The following is a 21,413-nucleotide window of genomic DNA, read 5'->3' on the forward strand; positions in this document are numbered from 1 at the left end:
GCCGGGCGGTCATACGTCCCCCACCGGCACGAACCGCACCCGTGCCCCCGGCGAGAGCAGCGCCGCCGGTACGCGCGCGTGGTCCCACAGGACGCTGTCGGTGGTGCCGATCAGCTGCCAGCCACCGGGGGAGGAGCGGGGGTACACGCCCGTGTAGGGCCCCGCGAGGGCCACCGCGCCCGCGGGCACGGCCGTGCGCGGGGTCGCCCGGCGCGGTACGTCGTAGCGGGGCGGCAGGCCGGTGAGGTACCCGAAGCCGGGCGCGAAGCCGCAGAAGGCGACACGGAACTCGGTGCCCGCGTGGATGCGCGCCACCTCACGTTCGGCCACGCCCCAGTGCGCGGCGACGTCCGCGAGGTCGGGTCCGTCGTAGCGCACGGCCAGTTCGACCACCTCACGCGCGCGTGGCGGTACGGGCGGCAACGGCGTGGCGGCGAGCTCGGCGGCGGTCCGGGACGGATCGTCGAGGCCGTCGAGGAGCACCGTACGGGCGGCGGGCACCAGTTCGCGGACGCTGAGCGAGCCCCGCGCGCGGCGGCGCAGCAGCTCCGCGTGCAGGGCCTCGGCCTCCTCGCCGGAGGCGACCTCGACGAGCAGCGCGTCGTCGCCGACGGGCAGGGCCCTCAAGCGGCCGGCGGGCAGGGCCATCGCGCGGTCGGCGGGCAGGGCCCTCTCGCGGCCGGCGGGCGGGACCTTCATGCGAAGGCCTCCACCCGCACCTCGGCGGCCTCCAGCCGTCGGCGGACCCGGCGGGCCAGCTCGACCGCTCCCGGAGTGTCGCCGTGCAGGCACAGCGACCGGGCCCGCACCTGGATGGGCAGGCCCGAGTGCGAGACGACCCGTCCGTCCCGGGCGAGTCCGACCGACCGTTCGACGACCGCCGTCGGGTCGGTGACCACCGCGCCGTCGGTGCCGCGCGGCACCAGCGTGCCGTGGTCGGTGTAGGCGCGGTCGGCGAAGGCCTCGGTGACGGCGGGGAGCCCGGCCTTCTCCGCGCGCTCCAGCAGCCGTGAGCCGGGCAGCCCGAGCACGGGCAGCGAGGCGTCGGCCAGGAGGACGCCCTCGACCACCGCGCCCGCCTGCTCCTCGTCGTGCACGACCCGGTTGTAGAGCGCCCCGTGCGGCTTGACGTAGGCCACGCGCGCGCCGGCCGCGCGGGCGAACACCTCAAGGGCGCCGATCTGATAGGCCACCTCCGCGGCCAGTTCGGCGGCCGGCACGTCCATCGCGCGCCGCCCGAATCCGGCGAGGTCCCGGTAGGAGACCTGGGCGCCGATCGTCACACCGCGCGCGGCCGCCAGCTCGCACACCCGCCGCATGGTGGCCGCGTCCCCGGCGTGGAAGCCGCAGGCCACGTTGGCACTGGTGACGACCGACAGCAGCTGCTCGTCGTCGGTGAGCAGCCAGCGGCCGAAGCCCTCGCCGAGGTCGGCGTTCAGATCGATCGGGGTCATGCGGTCCTTCCGGGCATACGAGAACGAGGGCATAGCCGCCGGACGCGTCCGCGAACACGCACGGGGGCCGCGCGGCCCCAGGGCGCGCGGCCGGCCCGGCGGGCCGGTGCCGGACGAGGTCTCGGCGGGGTCGGTCGGGCGGCGGTGGCCTCCGGCGGACGGGTCGAGCTCATGGGCACCTCGCAGTGAAGGGTCGGGGGGCGCGGTGCTGAGCCGTTGCGGTGTGCGGCGCGTCGCGTTGGCGGCGGTGCGACGCCGTGCGGTGTGGTGCGACGCCGTGCGGTGTGTGGTGCATCGTGTTGGGCGGTGGCGTGTGGTGCGTCGTGTTGGGCGGTGGCGTGCGGCGCGTCGTGTTGGGCGGTGGTGTGCGGCGCGTCGTGGTGGGCCGTGCGGTGAGGAGCAAGGTAGAGGATCGTTGAACGATCCTTCAATACCTCTGTTGTTTCGCCCTTCTCACTGCGGTTGAATTCCGGGCATGGCAGAACAGTTGACGGGACTGGCCGACGACCGCGCCCTCCTCGGGCGCACCAGCACCGCCGAGCGTGTCGCCGACATCCTCAGGAGCCGTATCGCCGAGGGCTTCTTCCTGCCCGGCACCCGGCTCTCGGAGGACGGCATCGGCGGGGCTCTCGGCGTCTCCCGCAACACCCTGCGCGAGGCGTTCCGCCTGCTCACGCACGAGCGCCTGCTGGTCCACGAGCTGAACCGCGGCGTCTTCGTGAGAGTCCTCGCCGTCGAGGACGTCGAGGACATCCACCGCACGCGCGCGCTGGTGGAGTGCGCGGTGGTCCGGGCTCTCGGCGAGCCGCCGTACATGCTGGACGGCCTCACCGAGGCCGTCGCCCAGGGCCGCCGCGCGGTGGCCGAGGACGACTGGAAAGCGCTGGGCACCGCCAACATCCGCTTCCACCGGGAACTGGTCGCGCTGGCGGGCAGCGCCCGCACCGACGAACTGATGCGCGGCGTGTTCGCCGAGCTACGGCTCGCCTTCCACGTCGTGGACGACCCGCAGCGGCTGCACGAGCCGTACCTGGAGCGCAACGAGGAGATCCTGCGCGCCCTGGAAACGGGGGACAGGGAGGGCGCGGAGCGGCTGCTCGGGGTGTACCTGGCGGATTCGCTGGAACGGGTCGTGGACGCGTACCAGAGGCGGATGGACGCGGAGTAGGGGCGAGCGGTCCGGCGCCCACCGAGGGTGGGTCCGGCCATCGCGTGGCAATCCGTGCCCGGCGTCGGACGGGGCGGCCGGGAACCCCGCTCGGGGCGGGTCCGGGCATCCCGTGACACCCGGGACCGGCGGTTGAGGACGTCGGGGCCCTGGCCGGAGGTGGTGGCGGTCAGGAGGCGGTTGGGCACGTCGGGCCGCACGTCGGGCCCGAGCGGACTCGGGCGTGCCCGGGCGGACTCGGGCGGACTCGGGCGCGGGCCCGCGCGGACCCCGGCAGCCCGAGGGGGACCCGGGCGGGCCCGGGCGGAGCCCGGCAGCCGGTGACAGCGCGCTGTCGCCGTGCCACCCGCAGCTCTCCCGGACCTTCCGATTTGGGTCGTTGTCAGACCCAGGACCTAATCTGTGCACCGTGACTTCGCCTGCCCCGACGGACCTCGTTCCGCCCCAGCTCAGCGCGGGGCCGCGCCCCGCCCTGGGCCCGGCCGCCGACGAAGGCCTGGCGCGGCGCCTGCGCGCGCTCGCGTGCACCGCGCCGCTGCACGACCTCGACGCCCGCAAGGCCAACCTCGCGGGCGAGTACTCGGTGTACGGCATGGCGGAGGTCGCCCTCTCGGCCATCGACCTCGTCACACTCAACATGGACTTCGACACCGGCGCCGACCACGACCAGGTCGTCGCCCGCCTCGTGCCCCGGATCGCCGCCCAGGCCCCGCAGCGCCCCACCGCCGAGCACGAGCGCGTGGCCCGCTGGGTGCTGGAGAACCTGATCAACGTCGGCAGCGTCGACCGCGGCTTCCGCGCGGTGTACGGCACCTTCACCCCGGACGGCACCTACGTCCGCCGGGACTACGACTTCAAGCTGATCGAGGAGGTCCCCGGCCCCGGCGGCAGCGTCTACCTCCGTACGACGGACGAGGCGGTCAACGTCCTGGTCGGCGCCCTCGACACCGATGTCACCAGCGCCCAGATCGCCGCCGAGGTCAAGCTGGAGGTCCTGATCAGCCGTGGCCGGCTCGCCGACGCCCAGCTCGCCGCGGAGCAGGCCCGCTACCGCACCGTGCAGTACTCGGAGACCCTGCGCAGAGCGCTCGACGCCACCCGGCGCAACGTACGCGCGGTGGACTGGCTCAACGCCGTGCCCGACATGATCGCCGAGGCGCTCGACCACGTCGCCGACCGGTACCGCCACGAGAACGCGATCCTGACGAACATCCGCAGGGCCCGAGACGAGTCCGAGGACCCCGAGCACAAGCGCCGCGCCGCCGAACTGGTCGACATCGTCAAGGACTGCATCCGGCGCCACACCCAGCTCCAGTCCCGTCTGCTGGAGGCCGGCCCGCTGTTCCGCGCGGAGCAGGACCGGCAGGCCTTCGCCACACCCCTGGCCTCCTCGGGGATCGACCTCTACGGCCATCTCGTCGCGCCCGTGCTGCCGCTGCCGCTGGAACAGGCCGTCCGGGTCACCGACGCGTACTTCGCGCGCGGGACCGGGTTCCGTACGCCGGTGTCGGTACGGGTGGCCGACCTCGTGGACATACTGCTGACACCGCCCGTGGAGCGGGACCACCTCGGCGCGGAGATGCCGGAGCCCGATCTGATCGCCACGCCGGACGACAGCCGGTTCAGCGAGGAGCAGCTGGCCGCGGCGATGGAGCTGCTGGACCTGCCCCCCGACGCCCCGCGCAGACTGTCGGGGCTGCTGGCGCAGGCCCGGCGCTCCGACCCCGAACTTCCGTATCTGGTCGCCCTGCTGGCCGTGCACGCGGCCAGTCCCGCCGTCGGCACCGCCTACCGGCAGGGCGAGGAGAAGCTCCTGTTCGCCGTGGACGACGGGACGCAGCTGGAGGATCCCGAGTTCGGCGGCGCCGACCTGATCGTGGGCACCGCCCTGCTGGACTCCGCGGGCATGGCGGCGGACCGGACGGAAGCAGCATGAGTGAGCAACAGCGAGGCAAGGAGCCCAAGCCGTGACCGAGCACGTCGAGTGGAGTGAGCCGGAGACCGCCGCCGCGCCGGCGAACCCCGCCGTCACGCCCGCCGACGCCGCCGACGCGGCTCGGCTCGTCGCCTTCGGACTCCAGCCGAAGCTCCAGCCCGCGCGGGACCAGGAGTACACCGAGCTGCTGCGGCGCTACCGCGAGGACCCGCCGTTCGCCCGGCTCGCCGACGCCGTGGCCGCCGGACTGGGCCTGATCGTGCTGGAGGTGTCCCCGCGCGCGGGCATGGCCGTGACCGCGGCCGAGGACTCGGTGTTCGCCGTCCGTATGGGCGACTACTCACGTCGTACGTCCGCCGACGGCGGCGACCGGTTCCTGCACGGGCTCGCCCACCTCGCGGTCGCCGCCCTGGCCTTCCCGCGCGCCGAGGACCTCGCCGACGACGGCTACATCGGGCGCGTCAGCGTCAACGGCGTCGACGTGTTCGTCCGCCAGGCGTGCCGCCGTCTGGAGGAACGGGCCGAGCAGACGGGTGAGAACACCGACCCCGCCACCGACGCGCCCGGTCTGGAGGCCGCCTGGCGGATCTGGGCCAGACGCAGCGCCACCGGCGCCACCAAGGACGCCCGCCGCCTCGCCGGGTCCACCACCGGCATCGTCGGTAAGGCCGTAGCCTTCCTCACCGACTCCGGGTTCCTCCAGCGCACCGGCGACGACCACGGCGGCACCTACCGCACGACCGCCCGCTACCAGCTCCAGGTCCGCGACATGGCCGGCAGCGCCGCCATGGCCGAACTGCTGGAACTGGGCGTCGTCCCGGTCACCGACGGCACGCCCACGCTCCTGCCCGCCGAGGACGGCGACGACCTGGAACTGGTGGCCGACGCCGGGCTGCCGTTCCACTCCTGAACCTTTCTGATCTGCAAGAAGACTGACGAGAGTCCGCCATGTACGAGCTGTCCCGGGTCCGCCTCTACTCCATCGGACCCGCCGGTGCGCGCTACGCCGACACCGTGCTTGACCTGCGGGGCGTGGGCGCCGTCGTGCCCGACCCCGCGCCCACGCAGGCGGAGTTCTTCGAGGAGGAGCCCGTCGGCCCGCCGCGCCGCCCGGCACCCGCGGGCGTGCTCTTCCTGGAGAACGGCGGCGGCAAGTCCGTCCTGCTCAAGCTGATCTTCTCGGTCATGCTGCCCGGCCACCGCAACACCCTCGGCGGCGCCAGCTCCGGCGTGCTGCGCAAGTTCCTGCTCGCCGACGACTGCGGCCATGTGGCCCTGGAGTGGCAGCACGTGCAGACCGGCGAGTGCGTCGTCGTCGGCAAGGCCAGCGAGTGGCGCGGCCGACAGGTCTCCAACGACCCCCGCAAGTTCGCCGAGGCCTGGTACTCCTTCCGGCCGGGGCCCGGACTCAGCCTGGACAACCTCCCCGTCGCCGAGGCCACCGCCGTACGCCCGTCCGCGGAAGGCACCTCCGGCGCGCAGGGCAGGCGCCGCACCATGAAGGGCTTCCGCGACGCCGTCACCGAGGCCGGCAAGACCTACCCGCACCTGGAGGTGCACTGGGAGGAGATCCACGAGCGCTGGACCGAACACCTCGGCGACCTCGGCCTCGACCCCGAACTCTTCCGCTACCAGCGCGAGATGAACGCCGACGAGGGCGAGGCCGCCGGCCTGTTCGCGGTCAAGAAGGACTCCGACTTCACCGACCTGCTGCTGCGCGCCGTCACCGACACCCGCGACACCGACGGACTCGCCGACCTCGTCAGCGGCTTCGGCAACAAGCTCGGCCGCCGCGCCGAGCTGATCGCCGAACGCGACTTCACCGCCGGGTCGGTGGACCTGCTCGGCCGGATCGTCGAAGCCGCCGAGGGCCGGACCCGCACGCGGGACGTCCACGCGAGCGCCGAGCGCCGCACCCGCGCCCTGGCCAGGCGGCTGTCCGCGCGAGGCGTGCAGGAGCGGATGCGTGCCGCCGACCTCGCCCAGCGGGTCACCGCCACCGCCTACGCCGTCACCCACTCCGAGTCCGCCCGCGGCCGCAGCGCCCTGATCGCCGCCGAACTCGCCTACCGGCACGCCTCGCTGGCCCTCGCCGGAGCCGAGAAGTCCGCCGCCGCGCAGAAGCGTGAACTCGCCGACGCGCGCACCCTGCACTCCGCCTGGCAGGCCGCCGAGGCCGTACTGCGCCACCGCGCCGCCGCCGACCGTGTCTCCCGGGTGGCCGCCGCCATCCAGGAGGCCGAGCGGGACGCCGCCCCCGCCCTCGCCGCCCGCACCAAGGCCGCCGTCGACCTCGTCCGGGCCCTGCACGCGGCCGCCGAGCGCGCCGAGGCCCTCGCCAACGAGGAGGAGGAGCGCTCCGCCGCCCTCCAGGAGGCGGGCGACTCGGCCCATCGCGACGCCACCGCCGCCGCCACCGAGGCCCAGCGCGCCCGCAGCGAGGTCGGCCATCTGCGCCAGCGCCTGAGCGAGGTCGAGCAGGAGACCGCCGAGGCCGTCCGCGCCGGCTGGCTCGACAACAGCACCCCGGACGCCGACCCGGCCCGCGCCGCCCTCGCCGCCAGCGACGCCGAGAAGACCACCGTCGCCGCCTGGGACACCGCCCGCGAGATCTCCCGCCGGGCCGCCGAACAGGCCCGCGAGACCGCCTCAGCGGAGTCCCGCGCGGAGCTGACCGCCGCCCGCGCGGCCGACGCCGCCGTCGCCGCCGAGCGTGCCCACGACGGCGAACGCCGCACCGCCCAGGCGCTCGCCGCCGAGGAACGCCTCGCCGAACTCCTGGGACTCGCCGGACACGACGTACGCCCCGCGGTACCGCACCCCCGCCGCGACGAGGACGCGCCCGACGAGACGCCGCTGAGCGCCGAGGAACTCGACCGGTTCGCCGACGAACTGCGCGAACTGCTCGACGACGCCGTCTCCTCCGCCGAACGCACCCTGTTCGAGCTGCGCACCGCTGCCGCCGACGACTCCCGCATCCTCGGCGCGCTCGGCGACGGCGGGCTGCTGCCGCCCGGCCCCGACGTGCTGGCCACCGTCGAGTACCTCGGCGAGCAGGGCATCCCCGCCCTGCCCGGCTGGCGCTACCTCGCCCAGGCCGTCGACCCCGTCGACCACGCGCGCGTCCTGGCGGCCCGGCCCGAGCTGGTCGACGGCGTGATCATCACCGACCCCGCCTCGCACGCCCGGGCCCGTGAGGCGCTCGGCGACGCCGCGCTGCTGCCCCGCTCCGCCGTCGCGGTCGGCACGGCGGCCGCCCTGCTCGCCCCCACCCCGGCCCCGGCAGCGGACGACGGCGACGTCTTCCTCGTCCCGCCGAACCCCGCCATGCACGACGAGCACGCGGCCGACGAGGAGCGCCAGGCACTGCGCGCCCGCGCCACCGAGCGCGACGGCGAGATCCGCGCGCTGGCCGCCCGGCTCGGCAAGGATCGCGAGCTGAGCGCCCGGCTCGCCTCCTGGCGCACCGGCTGCCCGGCCGGACGCCTGCTGGAGCTCGCCGAGACCGCCCGCGAGGCCCGCGCCTTCGCCGAGGAGACCGAGGCCGAGCTCGCCGAGGCCCGCCTCGCCCGCGCCGAGGCCGAGGAGACCGCCAACGAGGCGGCCCAGGTCCGCGACGAACGCCAGGAGGCCGCGCAGAAGGCCCGCCGCGCCGCCGACGCCCTCGCCGGACTCGCCTTCCGGCTGCGTGAACGCGCCGGCTGGCAGGCCCGGCTGCGCGAACTCGCCGACGAGGCAACCGAGTCCGAGGCCCGCGCCCAGACCTGCCTGGAGCGCGCCCGCGCCGCCGACGAGGACCGCCGCGCGGCCCAGCGCGCCGCCGACGACGCCCGTCGCACCGCCCGCGCCCTGCGCGCCGAGCGCGCCGAGATCGCCGGTGCCCCCGACGACCTGCCGGACACCGACGCAGCCGGCCCCGAGACCTCGCTGCCCGCCCTGCGCGAGGCCTACCGCGCCGCCTCCCAGGTGTACGAGAAGGTCGGTGTCGGTGCCGACCTGCGGGCCGAGCAGGCCCGCGCCGAGAGCGACGAGAGCGCGGCCCGCGCCGACCTGGACCGGCTGAGCAACAAGGTCCGCACCCGCGCCGAGCAGCTCCTGCAGTCCCCGGACGGCTCCGACGGCCCCTCCCGGCAGGCCGCGGCCGCCCGCGCCGAAGAGTGGGTGCAGCTGCTGGAGACCCGCGTGTCCACCGCCAGTGAGCAACTCGGCCGGCTGCGCGGCGAGGCCGAGCGGCACGCTCCCGAGGACGGCGACGCGCACACCGAGCTGCCCGGGGAGATGGAGCCGCGCGACAACGACCACGCCCAGGCCCTGCTGCGCACGGCGACCGCCGAACTGGCCTCCCGCACCGAAGCCCTGAACCGGGCCCGCGAGGCACACGCCGAACTCCTCGACGCCCACCGGGCCGCCGAGGACGCGGCCGGCGGCTTCGACGAGATCGCCGCCCTCCTGCGCGACCTGCTGCGCGAGAACGTCACCGAGGAGGAGCAGGACGCCCCCGAGCCCTACCCCGGCGGCCTGGAGGAGGCCCGGCAGTCCGCATCCGAGGCCCGCCGCTCCCTGCGCGGCTGCGCCGCCGACCTCTCGGCCGCCGAGGCAGCCGTCCGCGAGGCAGGAGACGTGCTCGTTCGGCACGCCAACTCCACCCGCTACGAGCAGGTCCGCACCCCCGCCCGCCAGCAGATCCGCGAACTGCCCGCCTCCGCCCTGCCCGAGCACGCCCAGAAGTGGGCCGACGCCTTCGCGCCCCGCCTGCGCGTCCTCACCGACGAGCTGGCCCAACTGGAGCGCAACCGCGACTCGATCGTGGACCGGCTGCGCGGACTGGTGGAGTCCGCGCTGGCCACGCTCAGGGCCGCGCAGCGTCTGTCCCGGCTGCCGGAGGGCCTCGGCGAGTGGTCGGGGCAGGAGTTCCTGCGCATCCGCTTCGAGGAACCCGACCAGGCGACCCTCGCCGAGCGCCTCGGCGAGGTCATCGACGAGGCGACCCGCGCGGCCGTGAAGAAGAACTCCGACCTGCGCCGCGACGGCATGTCCCTGCTCCTGCGGGGCGTAGCCGCAGCCCTCCAGCCCAAGGGCGTCGCGGTGGAGATCCTCAAGCCGGACGCGGTGCTGCGGGCCGAGCGGGTGCCCGTCGGCCAGATGGGCGATGTCTTCTCCGGCGGGCAGCTCCTCACCGCCGCCATCGCCCTCTACTGCACGATGGCCGCCCTGCGCTCCAACGACCGCGGCCGTGACAAGCACCGCCACGCCGGAACGCTCTTCCTCGACAACCCCATCGGCCGCGCCAACGCCACGTACCTCCTGGAACTCCAGCGGGCCGTCTCCGACGCGCTGGGCGTCCAGCTCCTGTACACCACCGGCCTGTTCGACACCACGGCCCTGGCCGAATTCCCCCTGGTCATCCGCCTGCGCAACGACGCGGACCTCAGGGCGGGGCTGAAGTACATCAGCGTCGAGGAGCACCTCCGTCCGGGCCTGCCGCAGCAGTCCCACACGGGGGAGGCGGTGCACAGCGAGATCACGGCGACGCGCATGTTCAAGCGTCCTGCACCGGCGACGCCGTAGGGGGCTCGTCCCCTCGTGCCACGGCGTCCGCCCACGGGGGCGCGCCGTTCAGGGGCGCGCCGTCAAGGCGTGCGGCTCAAAGATGCACGGTGCAGTGCTGCGCGGCTCAGTGGTGCGCAGCTCAGGGGTGGGAAAGCCGCCCGGCTCGACCGGGCCGGCGTATCCGCCCTTGGGCTCGTGCGGCGGATCGCTCCTGCCGACGCGCCCGACGCCGCTCGCGGCGCAGCGCACGAGCCGTGCTGCTGGGTTCCGAGACCACGCCGTTGCGCTGGCTCCAGACCTGGCGGGTCACCCAGACGTCGAGGGCGCCCCAGGTCGCCACCACCGTACTGGCGACGCTGCTGAGCACCATCGGGAACGCCAGCCATGATCCGGCCAGGGCGCACAGGAAGGCGATCATCGCCTGTATCAGCGTCAGGGCGATGATCAGCACCGCCCGCACCGCGGCTCTGCGCACCGGATCCGCCAGCCTGCGCCGCTTCGCGGGCTCCTCCATCCAGAGCTGCCTGTAGGCGGGCAGCTGCCGGGTGCCCTGATGGCCGTCGGGCAGCCCCGCGCCCCCTCCCTCCAGGGTCCTGCGCACCGCACCCGCTGCGGCGCCGGAACCGTCTGTCACCTGGTCCGTCCGCACCGCGATATCGCGATCCGGCGCCTTGGCGCTTCCGGGCGCCGACATCTGTGCCACCGCGCCCTGTCCGGGTGTCCCGCGCCGCTCCGCCGTGCCCATCACCGAGTCACTCCCCATCGCCGGCAGACCCTTGCCCGGACCGAAGCCCGGTTCCCCTGTGCCTGCCCGGCTTGCGTCCTTTTACGCCGCCAGGGTGCGGGATGCGGCTCCTGTGGCCGATTCCGTCCCCGTTTCCCGTAGAGAAAGACGAACGGCGTGCCCCGAAGATTCCCAAGCGCCGAAAGTTTCCAGCCAATTGGCCTGGTGTCCTGATCACATGCGGACCCGGCCACCCTGCGGCTTTCGGGGTGGCAATCTCCCGCAATGAGTGGACAACAGGCCATCTCTCCCCACCAGTGCGGATGTTCAGCTTCCGGATGGCCCTTCGAGTTAACTGTGTGTCGGTAGTAGGCTCGCGCCGTTTGTTGACGCACATGTGTGCCCCCTGCCGGTGGGGGCCGAGCTGGGGGAGGCCATGCGCTTTCGCGGGAAATCCATCCGCCGGAAGATCGTGGCGCTGCTGCTCGTGCCGTTGCTGTCCCTGACCGCGATCTGGGCCTTCGCCACCGTACTGACAGGACGGGAAGCGAGCCGGCTGTTCAGCGGGGCGTCCGTCGTCGAGAAGATCGGCTACCCGGCCGAGGACGCCGTGCGCGTCCTTCAGGAAGAACGCCGCCAGAGTCTCGCCTACCTCGCCGATCCCAGGGCCTCCGACGCGCTCGCCGCGCTGCGGCGCAGCAGAGCCGCCACCGACCGGGCCGTCGCGGAGATCCGGGAGAACGCCCGGGACTCCGATCTGGGCGACGCCGTCGGGCCGGACACGGACGAGCATCTCACCACCGTCCTGGACGCCTTCGACGGTATCGAGCCCCTGCGCCGCAGCATCGAGGACGGCACCGTCGACCGAGCCCACGCCCTCGACCTCTACAACCGCCTGGTCGACCCCTGCTACGAACTCCTCGGCGACCTCCAGGCCTTGGACAACGCGGAGATGGACAAGCAGTACCGCGCCCTCGTCAACCTCAGCCGAGCCCGCGAACTGCTCTCCCGTGAGGACGCCCTGCTCGGCTCCTCCCTGGTCGTCGGCGAGATCACCCGCGGCGAGGCCCGGGACATCTCCGACCTCGTGGCCCAGCGCACGCTGCTCTACGACCTCAACCTCCCCCTGCTGCCCTCCACCGAGCGGGACCGCTACACCCGCTTCTGGAAGAACGCCGCGACCGCCCCGCTGCGCGTGGCCGAGCAGGCCGCCGTCGGCGGGTCCGGGCAGCCGCGTGGTGTCACCGTCTCCGGCTGGGACACCGCCGCGGGCGATGTCCTCGACGAACTCGCCTCCCTCAACGACCAGGCCGGCAACCGCTACCAGGACCGCGTCGGCCCGTTCGTGACGAACGTGATCGTCCAGGCCGTCATCGCCGCCGTCCTCGGCCTGATCGCCCTGCTGGCCTCCCTCGTCGTGTCCGTGCGCATCGGCCGCGCCCTCATCCGCGATCTGCGGCAGCTGCGCCTGGACGCCCACGAGGCGTCCGGTGTCCGCTTGCCCAGCGTGATGCGCCGCCTGTCGTCCGGCGAGCAGGTCGACGTGGAGACCGAGGTCCCCCGCCTGGAGTACGACAAGAACGAGATCGGCGAGGTCGGCCAGGCCCTCAACACCCTCCAGCGCGCCGCCGTCGAGGCGGCCGTCAAGCAGGCGGAACTGCGGGCCGGCGTCTCCGAGGTGTTCGTCAACCTCGCCCGCCGCAGCCAGGTCCTGCTGCACAAGCAGCTCACCCTGCTCGACACCATGGAGCGCAGGACCGAGGACACCGAGGAACTCGCCGACCTCTTCCGCCTCGACCACCTCACCACCCGCATGCGCCGGCACGCCGAGGGCCTGGTGATCCTCTCCGGTGCCGCCCCCTCCCGGCAGTGGCGCAAACCCATCCAGCTGATGGACATCGTCCGCGCCTCCGTCGCCGAGGTCGAGGACTACGAACGCATCGAGGTGCGCCGACTGCCCCGGGTCGCCGTCACCGGCCCCGCGGTCGCCGACCTCACCCACCTCGTGGCCGAACTCCTCGAGAACGCCACCGTGTTCTCGCCGCCGCACACCGCCGTCCATGTCCTGGGCGAGCGGGTCGCCAACGGCTTCACCCTGGAGATCCACGACCGCGGCCTCGGCATGGCGGCCGACACGCTGTTGGACGCCAATCTGCGCCTCGCGGAGACCCCCGAGTTCGAACTGTCCGACACCGACCGTCTCGGTCTGTTCGTGGTCAGCCGGCTCGCCCAGCGCCAGAACGTCAGGGTCGCGCTCCAGCCGTCGCCGTACGGCGGCACCACGGCCGTCGTGTTCATCCCCGACGCCCTGCTGACCGACGACGTCCCCGACACCAACGGCATCGGCTTCCGGCTCGACCGCCCCCGCAGCGCGAAGGAGGCCGACTCGGCGGGAGGCCGCAGGACCGCGCTCTCCCAGGTGCCGGTCCAGCTCCCCGGCCTGGCGGCGTCGCTGCTGGACGGCCCGGTCGAACTCGAGGCCCCCGTCGGCCTGGACGCCATCGGCGACTTCCCGGGCACGCTAGCCGACGAGGACAGCGAACGCGGCGGACTCTTCCGCCCACGCCGCTCGATCGCCGGCCCGGAGGCGGACACCGAGGGCGGCGCCCTCACGCCGTACCCCGGCCCCGCACCCCTGGACGCAGTCGACCCCACGGACGGCGACGATTTCGGGGCGCCCGTGCCGCTGCCCCGTCGTCGCACGCCCAAGCTGGTCAGCTCGCACGGCCGCCCGGTAACCGGACCGCGCTCCCGCCGCACGGGGCCGGACGAGGAGCGCTTCACCACCGCGGGCCGCGTGGATTCGAGCGAGCCTTCCGGGCGACTCCAGCAGGACGAGCCGGCCCCGCTGCCCACGCGCCGGCGCACGGACCGGGGCGGCGCCGAGGACCACCCCCGTGGCATCCCTACGGGCGTCCGCGCGGAGTCCACCCCGGAAGCGGCCACTCCAGGCACGCCCGGAACGCCTCCCGAACTGCCCCGCCGCTCCCGTCCGGCCGCGCCGGCCGCGCCCACGAGCAGCACACCGGACGACTCCCCGCGCCTGACCGGTGCCGAGGAGCCCCCGGCCGCCGCCACCGCCCTGCCCCGCCGCGTCCGGCAGGCAAACCTCGCCCCCCAGCTGAGGCAGGAACCGGAGCGGCGCACCGAGGACCGGGCCGACCCGGCCGACCGGGACGCCGACCAAGTCCGCAGCCGTATGGCCTCGCTCCAGCGCGGCTGGCAGCGCGGCCGCCAGGAGAACGCCGAGGGCAACGACGCCCACAGCGGCGCAGCATCGCAAGGAACGACTAAGGGGGACGGTCGATGACCGCACCGAACACGACCGGCCACACGGAGATCGGCAAGGGCGGGCTCAACTGGCTCCTCGACGAGCTGGTGGACCGGGTCGCGAGCATCCGCAAGGCTGTCGTGCTGTCCGGCGACGGTCTGCCGACCGGGGTCTCCAAGGACCTCACCCGCGAGGACGGCGAGCACCTGGCCGCCGTCGCCTCCGGCTTCCACAGCCTGGCCAAGGGCGTGGGCCGCCACTTCGAGGCGGGCAGCGTCCGGCAGACCGTGGTCGAGCTCGACGACGCCTTCCTGTTCGTCACGGCCGCCGGGGACGGCAGCTGCCTCGCCGTGCTCTCGGACGCCGACTCCGACGTCGGCCAGGTCGCCTACGAGATGACCCTGCTCGTCAAGCGGGTCGGCGTGCATCTGCGGACCGCTCCGCGCACCGATCTGCTCGCCGGCGGGTAGTGGGATGGCATGAGCGCAGACGGTCAGGCACACAGCCACTGGTTCGACGACGAGGCCGGCCCCGTCGTCCGTCCGTACGCCATGACGCGCGGCCGGACCAGACACGCGGCCCAGCACCGCCTCGACCTGATCGCGGTGGTCGTCACCGAACCCCACGCGGACGATCCGGAAACGGACCCGACGCTGTCCCCGGAACACACCGAGATCGTCGACCTGTGCCGGGACACCCCGCAGTCGGTCGCCGAACTCGCCTCCGAGCTGAACCTGCCCATCGGGGTCGTACGCGTCCTCGTCGGCGATCTCGTCGACGGGGAGTTCGTCCATGTGACGCGCCCCGTCCCGCCGGCCGAACTGCCGGACGAGAGTATTCTGCGCGACGTGATCAACGGCCTCCGGGCGCTGTGAACGGTGCGGAAGCGGGGTGAAGACGTGGCGGGCTGGCAGTTCTGGGTCGACCGGGGCGGCACCTTCACGGACATCGTCGCGAGGCGCCCGGACGGCCGCCTGCTCACGCACAAGCTGCTGTCGGAGAATCCGGCACGCCCCCACGCTCGGCTTAGCTCGCGCGGGGGAACCCCCATCCCCGACGCCGCCGTCGCGGGTGTGCGCGAGCTCCTCGGCGACTCGCCGGAGACCGTCGAAACCGTCCGCATGGGCACCACCGTCGCCACCAACGCCCTCCTGGAACGCAAGGGCGAACGCACCGTCCTCGTCGTCACCCGCGGCTTCCGCGACGCCCTGCGCATCGCCTATCAGAACCGGCCGCACATCTTCGCCCGCCACATCGAACTGCCCGAACTGCTCTACGAACGCGTCATCGAGGTCGACGAACGCATCGCCGCGGACGGCACCCTGCTGCGCGCACCCGACCTCGACACCCTCGCCGACGCCCTCCGGCAGGCCTACGACGACGGGTTCCGCGCGCTCGCCGTGGTGTGCCTGCACAGCCACCTCCACCCCGCCCACGAACAGGCGGTCGGCGAGCTCGCCACCCGCATCGGCTTTCCGCAGATCTCGCTCTCCAGCGAGGTCAGCCCGCTGATGAAGATCGTCCCGCGCGGTGACACGGCCGTCGTCGACGCCTACCTGTCGCCGGTGCTCCACCGCTACGTGCGCCAGGTCGCCGACCGCCTGCACGGCGTACGGCTGATGTTCATGCAGTCCAACGGCGGACTCGCCGAGGCCGGACAGTTCCGCGGAAAGGACGCCATCCTGTCCGGACCCGCGGGCGGCATCGTCGGGATGGCCCGCATGTCGCAGCTGGCCGGCTTCGACCGGGTCATCGGCTTCGACATGGGCGGCACCTCCACCGACGTCTCCCACTTCGCCGGCGAGTACGAGCGTGTCTTCACCACACAGATCGCCGGTGTCAGACTGCGCGCGCCCATGCTGGACATCCACACAGTCGCGGCGGGCGGCGGCTCGGTGCTGCACTTCGACGGCTCCCGCTACCGCGTAGGCCCGGACTCGGCGGGCGCGAACCCTGGCCCCGCCTGCTACCGGCGCGGCGGCCCGCTCGCCGTCACCGACGCCAACGTCATGCTCGGCCGCATCCAGCCCGCTCACTTCCCCGAGGTGTTCGGCCCCGACGGCGATCAGCCCCTGGACGACGCACTCGTCCGGGACCGATTCACCGCCCTCGCGCGTGAGATCCGCGAGCGGACCGGCGACGACCGCACCCCGGAACAGGTCGCCGAGGGCTACCTGAGCATCGCGGTCGCCAACATCGCCAACGCCGTCAAGCGCATCTCCGTCCAGAAGGGCCACGACGTCACTCGCTACGCCCTGACCACCTTCGGGGGCGCGGGCGGACAGCACGCCTGCATGGTCGCCGACTCCCTCGGCATCCGCACCGTCCTCGTACCGCCCATGGCGGGGGTGCTGTCCGCACTCGGCATCGGCCTGGCCGACACCACCGCCATGCGCGAACAGTCCGTGGAAGCCCCGCTGACGGCCACCGCCATGCCCGGCGTGCTGAAGACGGCCGAGGACCTGGAGACGGCCGCCCGCGCCGAACTCCTCGCCGAGGACGTCCCCGACGAGCGCATCCGCGTCACCCGCCGCGCCCAACTGCGCTACGACGGCACCGACACCACCCTCGTCGTCGAGCTGACCGACCCCGACGCGATGAGGCACACCTTCGAAGAACGGCATCGCGCCACCTACTCCTTCACCCTCGACCGGCCGATCGTCGTCGAAGCCCTGTCCGTGGAAGCCACCGGCATCACCGAACCCCCCGATCTGTCCGCCCTCGCCCCGTACGAGGGCCGCACCGCCGCACCCGAGTCCGTCCGCCTCCACACCGGCGGCGCCTGGCGCGACGTACCCCTGCACCGCCGGGAGAACCTGCCTCCCGGCGAGCCCGTCACCGGGCCCGCGATCATCAGCGAGGCCGGCACGACCACGGTCGTCGACGAGGGCTGGCGGGCCACGGCCACCGACGGCGGGCATCTGGTCATGGAACGCGCGGCGATCACGCAGAGTTCCCAAGCCGACACGAAAGTGGATCCCGTCCTGCTGGAGGTCTTCAACAACCTCTTCATGTCCATCGCCGAACAGATGGGCGCCCGCCTGGAGTCCACCGCCCAGTCCGTCAACATCAAGGAGCGCCTGGACTTCTCCTGCGCCCTGTTCGACCCCGACGGAAACCTGGTGGCCAACGCCCCCCACATCCCCGTCCACCTGGGCTCGATGGGCACCAGCGTCAAGGAGGTCATCCGGCGCCGCGGCCCACGGATGCGGACCGGCGACACCTACGCCGTCAACGACCCGTACCACGGCGGCACGCATCTCCCCGACGTCACCGTGATCACGCCGGTCTTCGGCCCGGCCCCGGACGGCGACACGGACAGTGACCGCATCCTCTTCTTCGTCGCCTCCCGCGGGCACCACGCCGAGATCGGCGGGATCGCCCCCGGCTCCATGCCCGCCGACAGCCGCACCATCGACGAGGAGGGCGTCCTCTTCGACAACTGGCTGCTCGCCGAGAACGGCCGCTTCCGCGAGGAGGAGACGCTCCGCCTGCTCACCGAGGACGCGCCCCACCCCTCCCGCAACCCCGGGACCAACCTCGCCGACCTGCGCGCCCAGATCGCCGCCAACCACAAGGGCGTCGACGAAGTCACCCGCATGATCGACGACTTCGGCCTCGACGTCGTCCAGGCCTACATGCGCCACGTCCAGGACAACGCCGAAGAAGCGGTGCGCCGCGTCATCGACGCCCTCGACGACGGCAGCTACGCCTACGAGACCGACTCGGGCGCCGTCATCCGGGTCCAGGTGCGTGTCGACCGGGAGAACCGCTCCGCGACCGTCGACTTCACCGGCACGTCGGCCCAACTGCCCGGCAACTTCAACGCTCCCTACGCGGTGGTCAACGCGGCCGTCCTGTACGTCTTCCGCACCCTGGTCGCCGACGACATCCCCCTGAACGACGGCTGCCTGCGCCCCCTGAGGATCGTCGTGCCGCAAGGCTCCATGCTCGCGCCCGAACCGCCCGCCGCGGTCGTCGCCGGCAACGTCGAGACCTCCCAGGCCATCACCGGCGCCCTCTACGCCGCGCTCGGCGTCCAGGCCGAGGGCTCCGGCACGATGAACAACGTGACGTTCGGCAACGCCCGCCACCAGTACTACGAGACCGTCGCCTCCGGCTCCGGCGCGGGCGACGGCTTCCCCGGCGCGAGCGTCGTACAGACCCATATGACCAACTCGCGCCTGACCGACCCCGAGATCCTCGAATGGCGCCTGCCCGTCCGGCTGGAGGAGTTCTCCGTCCGGCGCGGCAGCGGCGGTCCCGGCCGCTGGCCGGGCGGCGACGGAGCCCTGCGCCGCATCCGCTTCCTGGAGCCCATGACCGTCTCCACCCTGTCCCAGCACCGCCGCGTGCCGCCCTATGGCATGTCCGGCGGCGGGCCCGGCACGCTGGGTGCCAACCGGGTGGAGCGCGCCGACGGGACCGTCACCGAACTCGGCGGAAGCGATGCGACCGACGTGGGCCCCGGCGACGTACTGGTTGTCGAGACCCCCGGCGGCGGAGGCTACGGGCCGCCGTCTCCCCACCCCCATCGAGCAGGAGAAGAGAGCGATGATCTTCGGGCGTTCTGAGCGCGCCAAGCCACCGGTCGAGCCCGTCACGCTCAAGATCCTCGTGGCCGGCGGCTTCGGCGTGGGCAAGACGACCCTCGTCGGCGCGGTCAGCGAGATCAAGCCGCTGCGCACCGAGGAACTGCTCACCGAGGCAGGCCGCCCGGTCGACGACCTCAGCGGCGTGGAGGCCAAGCACACCACCACCGTCGTCATGGACTTCGGCCGGATCACCCTGCGCGAGGACCTGGTGCTCTATCTGTTCGGCACGCCCGGACAGGAACGCTTCTGGTTCATGTGGGACGAGCTCTCCGAAGGCGCCCTCGGAGCAGTGGTGATCGCCGACACCCGTCGGCTGGAGGACTGCTTTGCCGCCGTCGACTACTTCGAGCGCCGCTCCATACCCTTCGTCGTCGGCGTCAATTGCTTCGAGGGCTCCGCACGCTACCCGGTCGGCGATGTCCGACGCGCCCTCGACCTGGACGACGCCGTGCCCGTGGTGCTGTGCGACGCCCGCGAGCGCGAGTCGGTCAAAGAGGTCCTCATCGGTGTGGTCCAGCACGCGATGACCTTCGCCGCGAGCCACCGCGCCGAGACCGTCGCCACCTGAATCCGGCGCAGCGGCCCGAGAGCTCCGACGGCCGCGCACGGCCCGTACCCCCGCCGACCGGGGTACGGGCCGCGGTCCCCGAGAGAATCGCCAGCCGCCAGCCGCCAGCCGCCAGCCGCCAGCCGCCCGCCGCCAGCCGCCCGCCGCCCGCCGAGAGCCCGCCCGTCTCGCCTCGGTGGTTCGCCGCCGCCACCCCTCGCTGCCGCTTGCAGAGAGCCTCGCCGCCACCCCTCAGTGCCCGCCGCCTACGGCCCTCGGCGGCAGTTCCCGGAGCGCCACGCCGCTACACCCAGCGGTGCACCGCAGCCGGCCCTCGCCGTGGACCACTTGAGCTCCGGGCCATCACCGCTCATCCCAGAGGCTCGGCCACCGCGAACCCCGTATGGCTGGTCGTGGGCCCCGTGCCCCGCCGGATCTCATGGCCGGGCAGCCCGGCGCGGCCCAGCACCCAACTCGCCCCGGTCAGTGACTTCGCGGCCTTCTTCAGCGGTGCCAGACAGGCCGCCGCCTGCCGGTGGTCCATCACGGACCCAGGAGCGCACAGCACTGTGGCCAGCGACAGCGTGACCGGCCGTCCGCCCGCCGACCAAAGGGCGTCCAGCACCGAGGCCGCGAGCGGATCGAGTCCGTCGGGGTCGGCCAGGACCAGGAAGTCGTCCCCGCCGATGTGGCCCACGCGAGTGCTGCCGGAGGCCGCGTGCTGAAGCGCGCGGCCGACGGAACGGTACGGATGAGATCGTCGCCCGCCGCGAACCCGGCCCCGTCGTTGACCTGCTTGAAGTGATCCACGTCCAGCCAGCTCAGCGCGAAGGGCCGGCCCTCCGTGATCCGCCGGTCGACCTCGCCGGTGATCGCGTCGGAGCCGGGCAGCCGGGTCAGCGGATTGAGCCCGGCCGCCTCCTCGACCCGGGACTCCGCCAGCGCCCGCACCAGGTCGGCCAGCCGTACGACCCCGACACAGCGCCCGTACCGGTCGACGACGGCCACGTCGTCCGACGTACGGTCCGGGCCGCCGTCGGCGACCACGTCCAGCACCTCCCAGGCCGTGGCGTCGACCCCCACGGTCCGCGGCACGTCCCCGAGCCGGGCCGCAGGCCGGTCGGCGTACAGGGCGTGTCCGTAGCGCCCCGACAGCGACAGCAGAAAGCGGGAGCGGTGCAACGACCGCACCGGCACCCCGTCCCGGTCCACGAGCAGCACCCCGGACACGTCCGGTGAGCCGGTCAGCAGGGCCCGCACCTGCCCGGCGGAGGCGTTGTCGGGCAGCAGCACGGCGGGCCGTACGAACTCCCGCACGGACGGACCCGGACGCGATCCCGGCGAGGCCTCGGGGGAGCGGGGCGGAACGTATACCTCCGAGGCGGGCAACCGGGCCGGCGGCGCGAAGAGCTCGCCCTGGCCAAGCTGGGCTCCGGCGGCCACGGCCCGCCGGTACTGCAGTTCGGTCTCCACCCCCTCGACGGACAGCAGCGCGCCGAGCTGATCGCACAGCGTGCGCATCGCCCGGATCGCCGCGGGCCGCGCCAGCAGGGAGCCGTCGAGCTTCACCAGGTCGGGCGCGAGGTCGACGAGCGAGCGCACGGGCAGATCGCCGTCCCCGACCCCGTCGACACTGATCCGGAAGCCCGCGCCGCGCAGCACGGCCACCGCGTCGAGCAGGGCCTGCCGCGGCACGTGCGTGAAGGGCGGCCCGATGTCGAGCGTGACCTCCCAGGGAAGCCGTCCCGCCTGGCGCACCGCCTCGTCCAGCGGCCCGAGGCCGCCCAGGTCGGCGAGGGTGCCGGCGAACACGTTGAGGTGCAGCGGCAGCAGTGTCTCCTTGCGGGCCGCGGAGCGGACGGCCAGCACGGCCAGCCTGCCGTCCAGTTCGGGGTCCCGACGGGCCTCGGCCAGGACGGCTCCCGCCTCCGGGCGTGCCAGAACCTCCAGTGCCGCGATCCCGCCGGTGGTCAGATTGACCACGGGCTGGAAGGCGAAGCGGAGAGTGTCCGTCCAGGAGTGCACGGGAGCATGATGGCGCCGCCCGCGAAGCCCCAGGCCCAGTTCATGAGACGTTCACGCATCCTTTCTGGCCGCTCACAGAGCGTAGACATTGCTTTCGGGAAGGACCGCGCGCGTGTGAGGACGCGGGGGCGGACCGGCCCGCC

The 21,413-nt window shown here is 73.5% G+C and carries 12 protein-coding genes and 1 pseudogene; 9 read left to right on the forward strand and 4 right to left on the reverse strand.

Annotated features, from left to right (window positions below; translation table 11 throughout):
• Positions 1–9: 9 nt before the first annotated feature.
• Together ABZZ79_RS31700 and ABZZ79_RS31705 are read right to left on the reverse strand one after the other, a co-directional pair.
• Positions 10–627: an allophanate hydrolase subunit 1 gene (locus ABZZ79_RS31700; RefSeq protein WP_356694696.1), complete on the reverse strand. Its 618-nt coding sequence runs from the start codon at positions 625–627 to the stop codon at positions 10–12.
• Between the two features lie 68 nt (positions 628–695).
• Complete coding sequence (locus tag ABZZ79_RS31705) at positions 696–1,454, reverse strand: 5-oxoprolinase subunit PxpA (protein ID WP_356694650.1); 759 nt, start codon at positions 1,452–1,454, stop codon at positions 696–698.
• A 475-nt stretch (positions 1,455–1,929) separates the two neighbouring features.
• Here ABZZ79_RS31705 and ABZZ79_RS31710 point away from each other — a divergent pair, with 475 nt between their 5' ends.
• From ABZZ79_RS31710 to ABZZ79_RS31725, 4 genes are all read left to right on the forward strand, one after another.
• Positions 1,930–2,622 (forward strand): GntR family transcriptional regulator, encoded by a 693-nt coding sequence (locus ABZZ79_RS31710; protein ID WP_356694652.1) that lies wholly within the window; start codon positions 1,930–1,932, stop codon positions 2,620–2,622.
• A 409-nt stretch (positions 2,623–3,031) separates the two neighbouring features.
• Positions 3,032–4,558 carry a hypothetical protein gene (locus tag ABZZ79_RS31715; RefSeq protein ID WP_356694654.1) on the forward strand — a complete coding sequence of 509 codons (1,527 nt, stop codon included), beginning with the start codon at positions 3,032–3,034 and terminating at the stop codon, positions 4,556–4,558.
• A 31-nt stretch (positions 4,559–4,589) separates the two neighbouring features.
• Positions 4,590–5,468 (forward strand): hypothetical protein, encoded by an 879-nt coding sequence (locus ABZZ79_RS31720; protein ID WP_356694656.1) that lies wholly within the window; start codon positions 4,590–4,592, stop codon positions 5,466–5,468.
• A 38-nt stretch (positions 5,469–5,506) separates the two neighbouring features.
• Positions 5,507–10,126, forward strand: a complete 4,620-nt coding sequence (locus tag ABZZ79_RS31725) for a hypothetical protein (protein WP_356694658.1) — start codon at positions 5,507–5,509, stop codon at positions 10,124–10,126.
• Between the two features lie 121 nt (positions 10,127–10,247).
• On the opposite strand, the gene ABZZ79_RS31730 is transcribed toward ABZZ79_RS31725, so the two are convergent.
• Entirely contained in the window at positions 10,248–10,871 is a 624-nt protein-coding gene (locus ABZZ79_RS31730) for a hypothetical protein (protein WP_356694660.1), read from the reverse strand.
• Positions 10,872–11,268: 397 nt separating this feature from the next.
• On the opposite strand from ABZZ79_RS31730, the gene ABZZ79_RS31735 reads away from it, so the two are divergent.
• From ABZZ79_RS31735 to ABZZ79_RS31755, 5 genes are read left to right on the forward strand one after another with little or no spacing between them, the layout of a single operon-like run.
• Entirely contained in the window at positions 11,269–14,142 is a 2,874-nt protein-coding gene (locus ABZZ79_RS31735; RefSeq protein WP_356694662.1) for a nitrate- and nitrite sensing domain-containing protein, read from the forward strand.
• Positions 14,139–14,573 carry a roadblock/LC7 domain-containing protein gene (locus ABZZ79_RS31740; RefSeq protein WP_356694664.1) on the forward strand — a complete coding sequence of 145 codons (435 nt, stop codon included), beginning with the start codon at positions 14,139–14,141 and terminating at the stop codon, positions 14,571–14,573. Before ABZZ79_RS31735 ends, ABZZ79_RS31740 begins: the two co-directional genes overlap by 4 nt.
• Before the next feature lie 9 nt (positions 14,574–14,582).
• Positions 14,583–14,978 carry a DUF742 domain-containing protein gene (locus ABZZ79_RS31745; protein WP_356694666.1) on the forward strand — a complete coding sequence of 132 codons (396 nt, stop codon included), beginning with the start codon at positions 14,583–14,585 and terminating at the stop codon, positions 14,976–14,978.
• Between the two features lie 24 nt (positions 14,979–15,002).
• The gene (locus ABZZ79_RS31750) at positions 15,003–18,677 is read left to right on the forward strand and encodes a hydantoinase B/oxoprolinase family protein (RefSeq protein WP_356694668.1); all 3,675 of its coding nucleotides are present in this window, start codon (positions 15,003–15,005) and stop codon (positions 18,675–18,677) included.
• Positions 18,658–19,266, forward strand: a complete 609-nt coding sequence (locus ABZZ79_RS31755; protein WP_356694670.1) for an ATP/GTP-binding protein — start codon at positions 18,658–18,660, stop codon at positions 19,264–19,266. Before ABZZ79_RS31750 ends, ABZZ79_RS31755 begins: the two co-directional genes overlap by 20 nt.
• Positions 19,267–19,615: 349 nt before the next feature.
• Here ABZZ79_RS31755 and ABZZ79_RS31760 read toward each other — a convergent pair.
• Positions 19,616–21,270, reverse strand: a pseudogene (locus ABZZ79_RS31760) (GGDEF domain-containing protein).
• Between the last annotated feature and the right edge of the window lie 143 nt (positions 21,271–21,413).

This window comes from Streptomyces sp. NPDC006458, assembly GCF_040612135.1.
Classification (GTDB): Bacteria; Actinomycetota; Actinomycetes; order Streptomycetales; family Streptomycetaceae; genus Streptomyces.

Coding starts and splice junctions, on each gene's coding strand:
- ABZZ79_RS31705 (WP_356694650.1), bottom strand. CDS start 1,454: ATGACCCCGATCGATCTGAACGCCGACCTCGGCGAGGGCTTCGGCCGC.
- ABZZ79_RS31725 (WP_356694658.1), top strand. CDS start 5,507: ATGTACGAGCTGTCCCGGGTCCGCCTCTACTCCATCGGACCCGCCGGT.
- ABZZ79_RS31710 (WP_356694652.1), top strand. CDS start 1,930: ATGGCAGAACAGTTGACGGGACTGGCCGACGACCGCGCCCTCCTCGGG.
- ABZZ79_RS31745 (WP_356694666.1), top strand. CDS start 14,583: ATGAGCGCAGACGGTCAGGCACACAGCCACTGGTTCGACGACGAGGCC.
- ABZZ79_RS31730 (WP_356694660.1), bottom strand. CDS start 10,871: ATGGGGAGTGACTCGGTGATGGGCACGGCGGAGCGGCGCGGGACACCC.
- ABZZ79_RS31755 (WP_356694670.1), top strand. CDS start 18,658: ATGATCTTCGGGCGTTCTGAGCGCGCCAAGCCACCGGTCGAGCCCGTC.
- ABZZ79_RS31735 (WP_356694662.1), top strand. CDS start 11,269: ATGCGCTTTCGCGGGAAATCCATCCGCCGGAAGATCGTGGCGCTGCTG.
- ABZZ79_RS31740 (WP_356694664.1), top strand. CDS start 14,139: ATGACCGCACCGAACACGACCGGCCACACGGAGATCGGCAAGGGCGGG.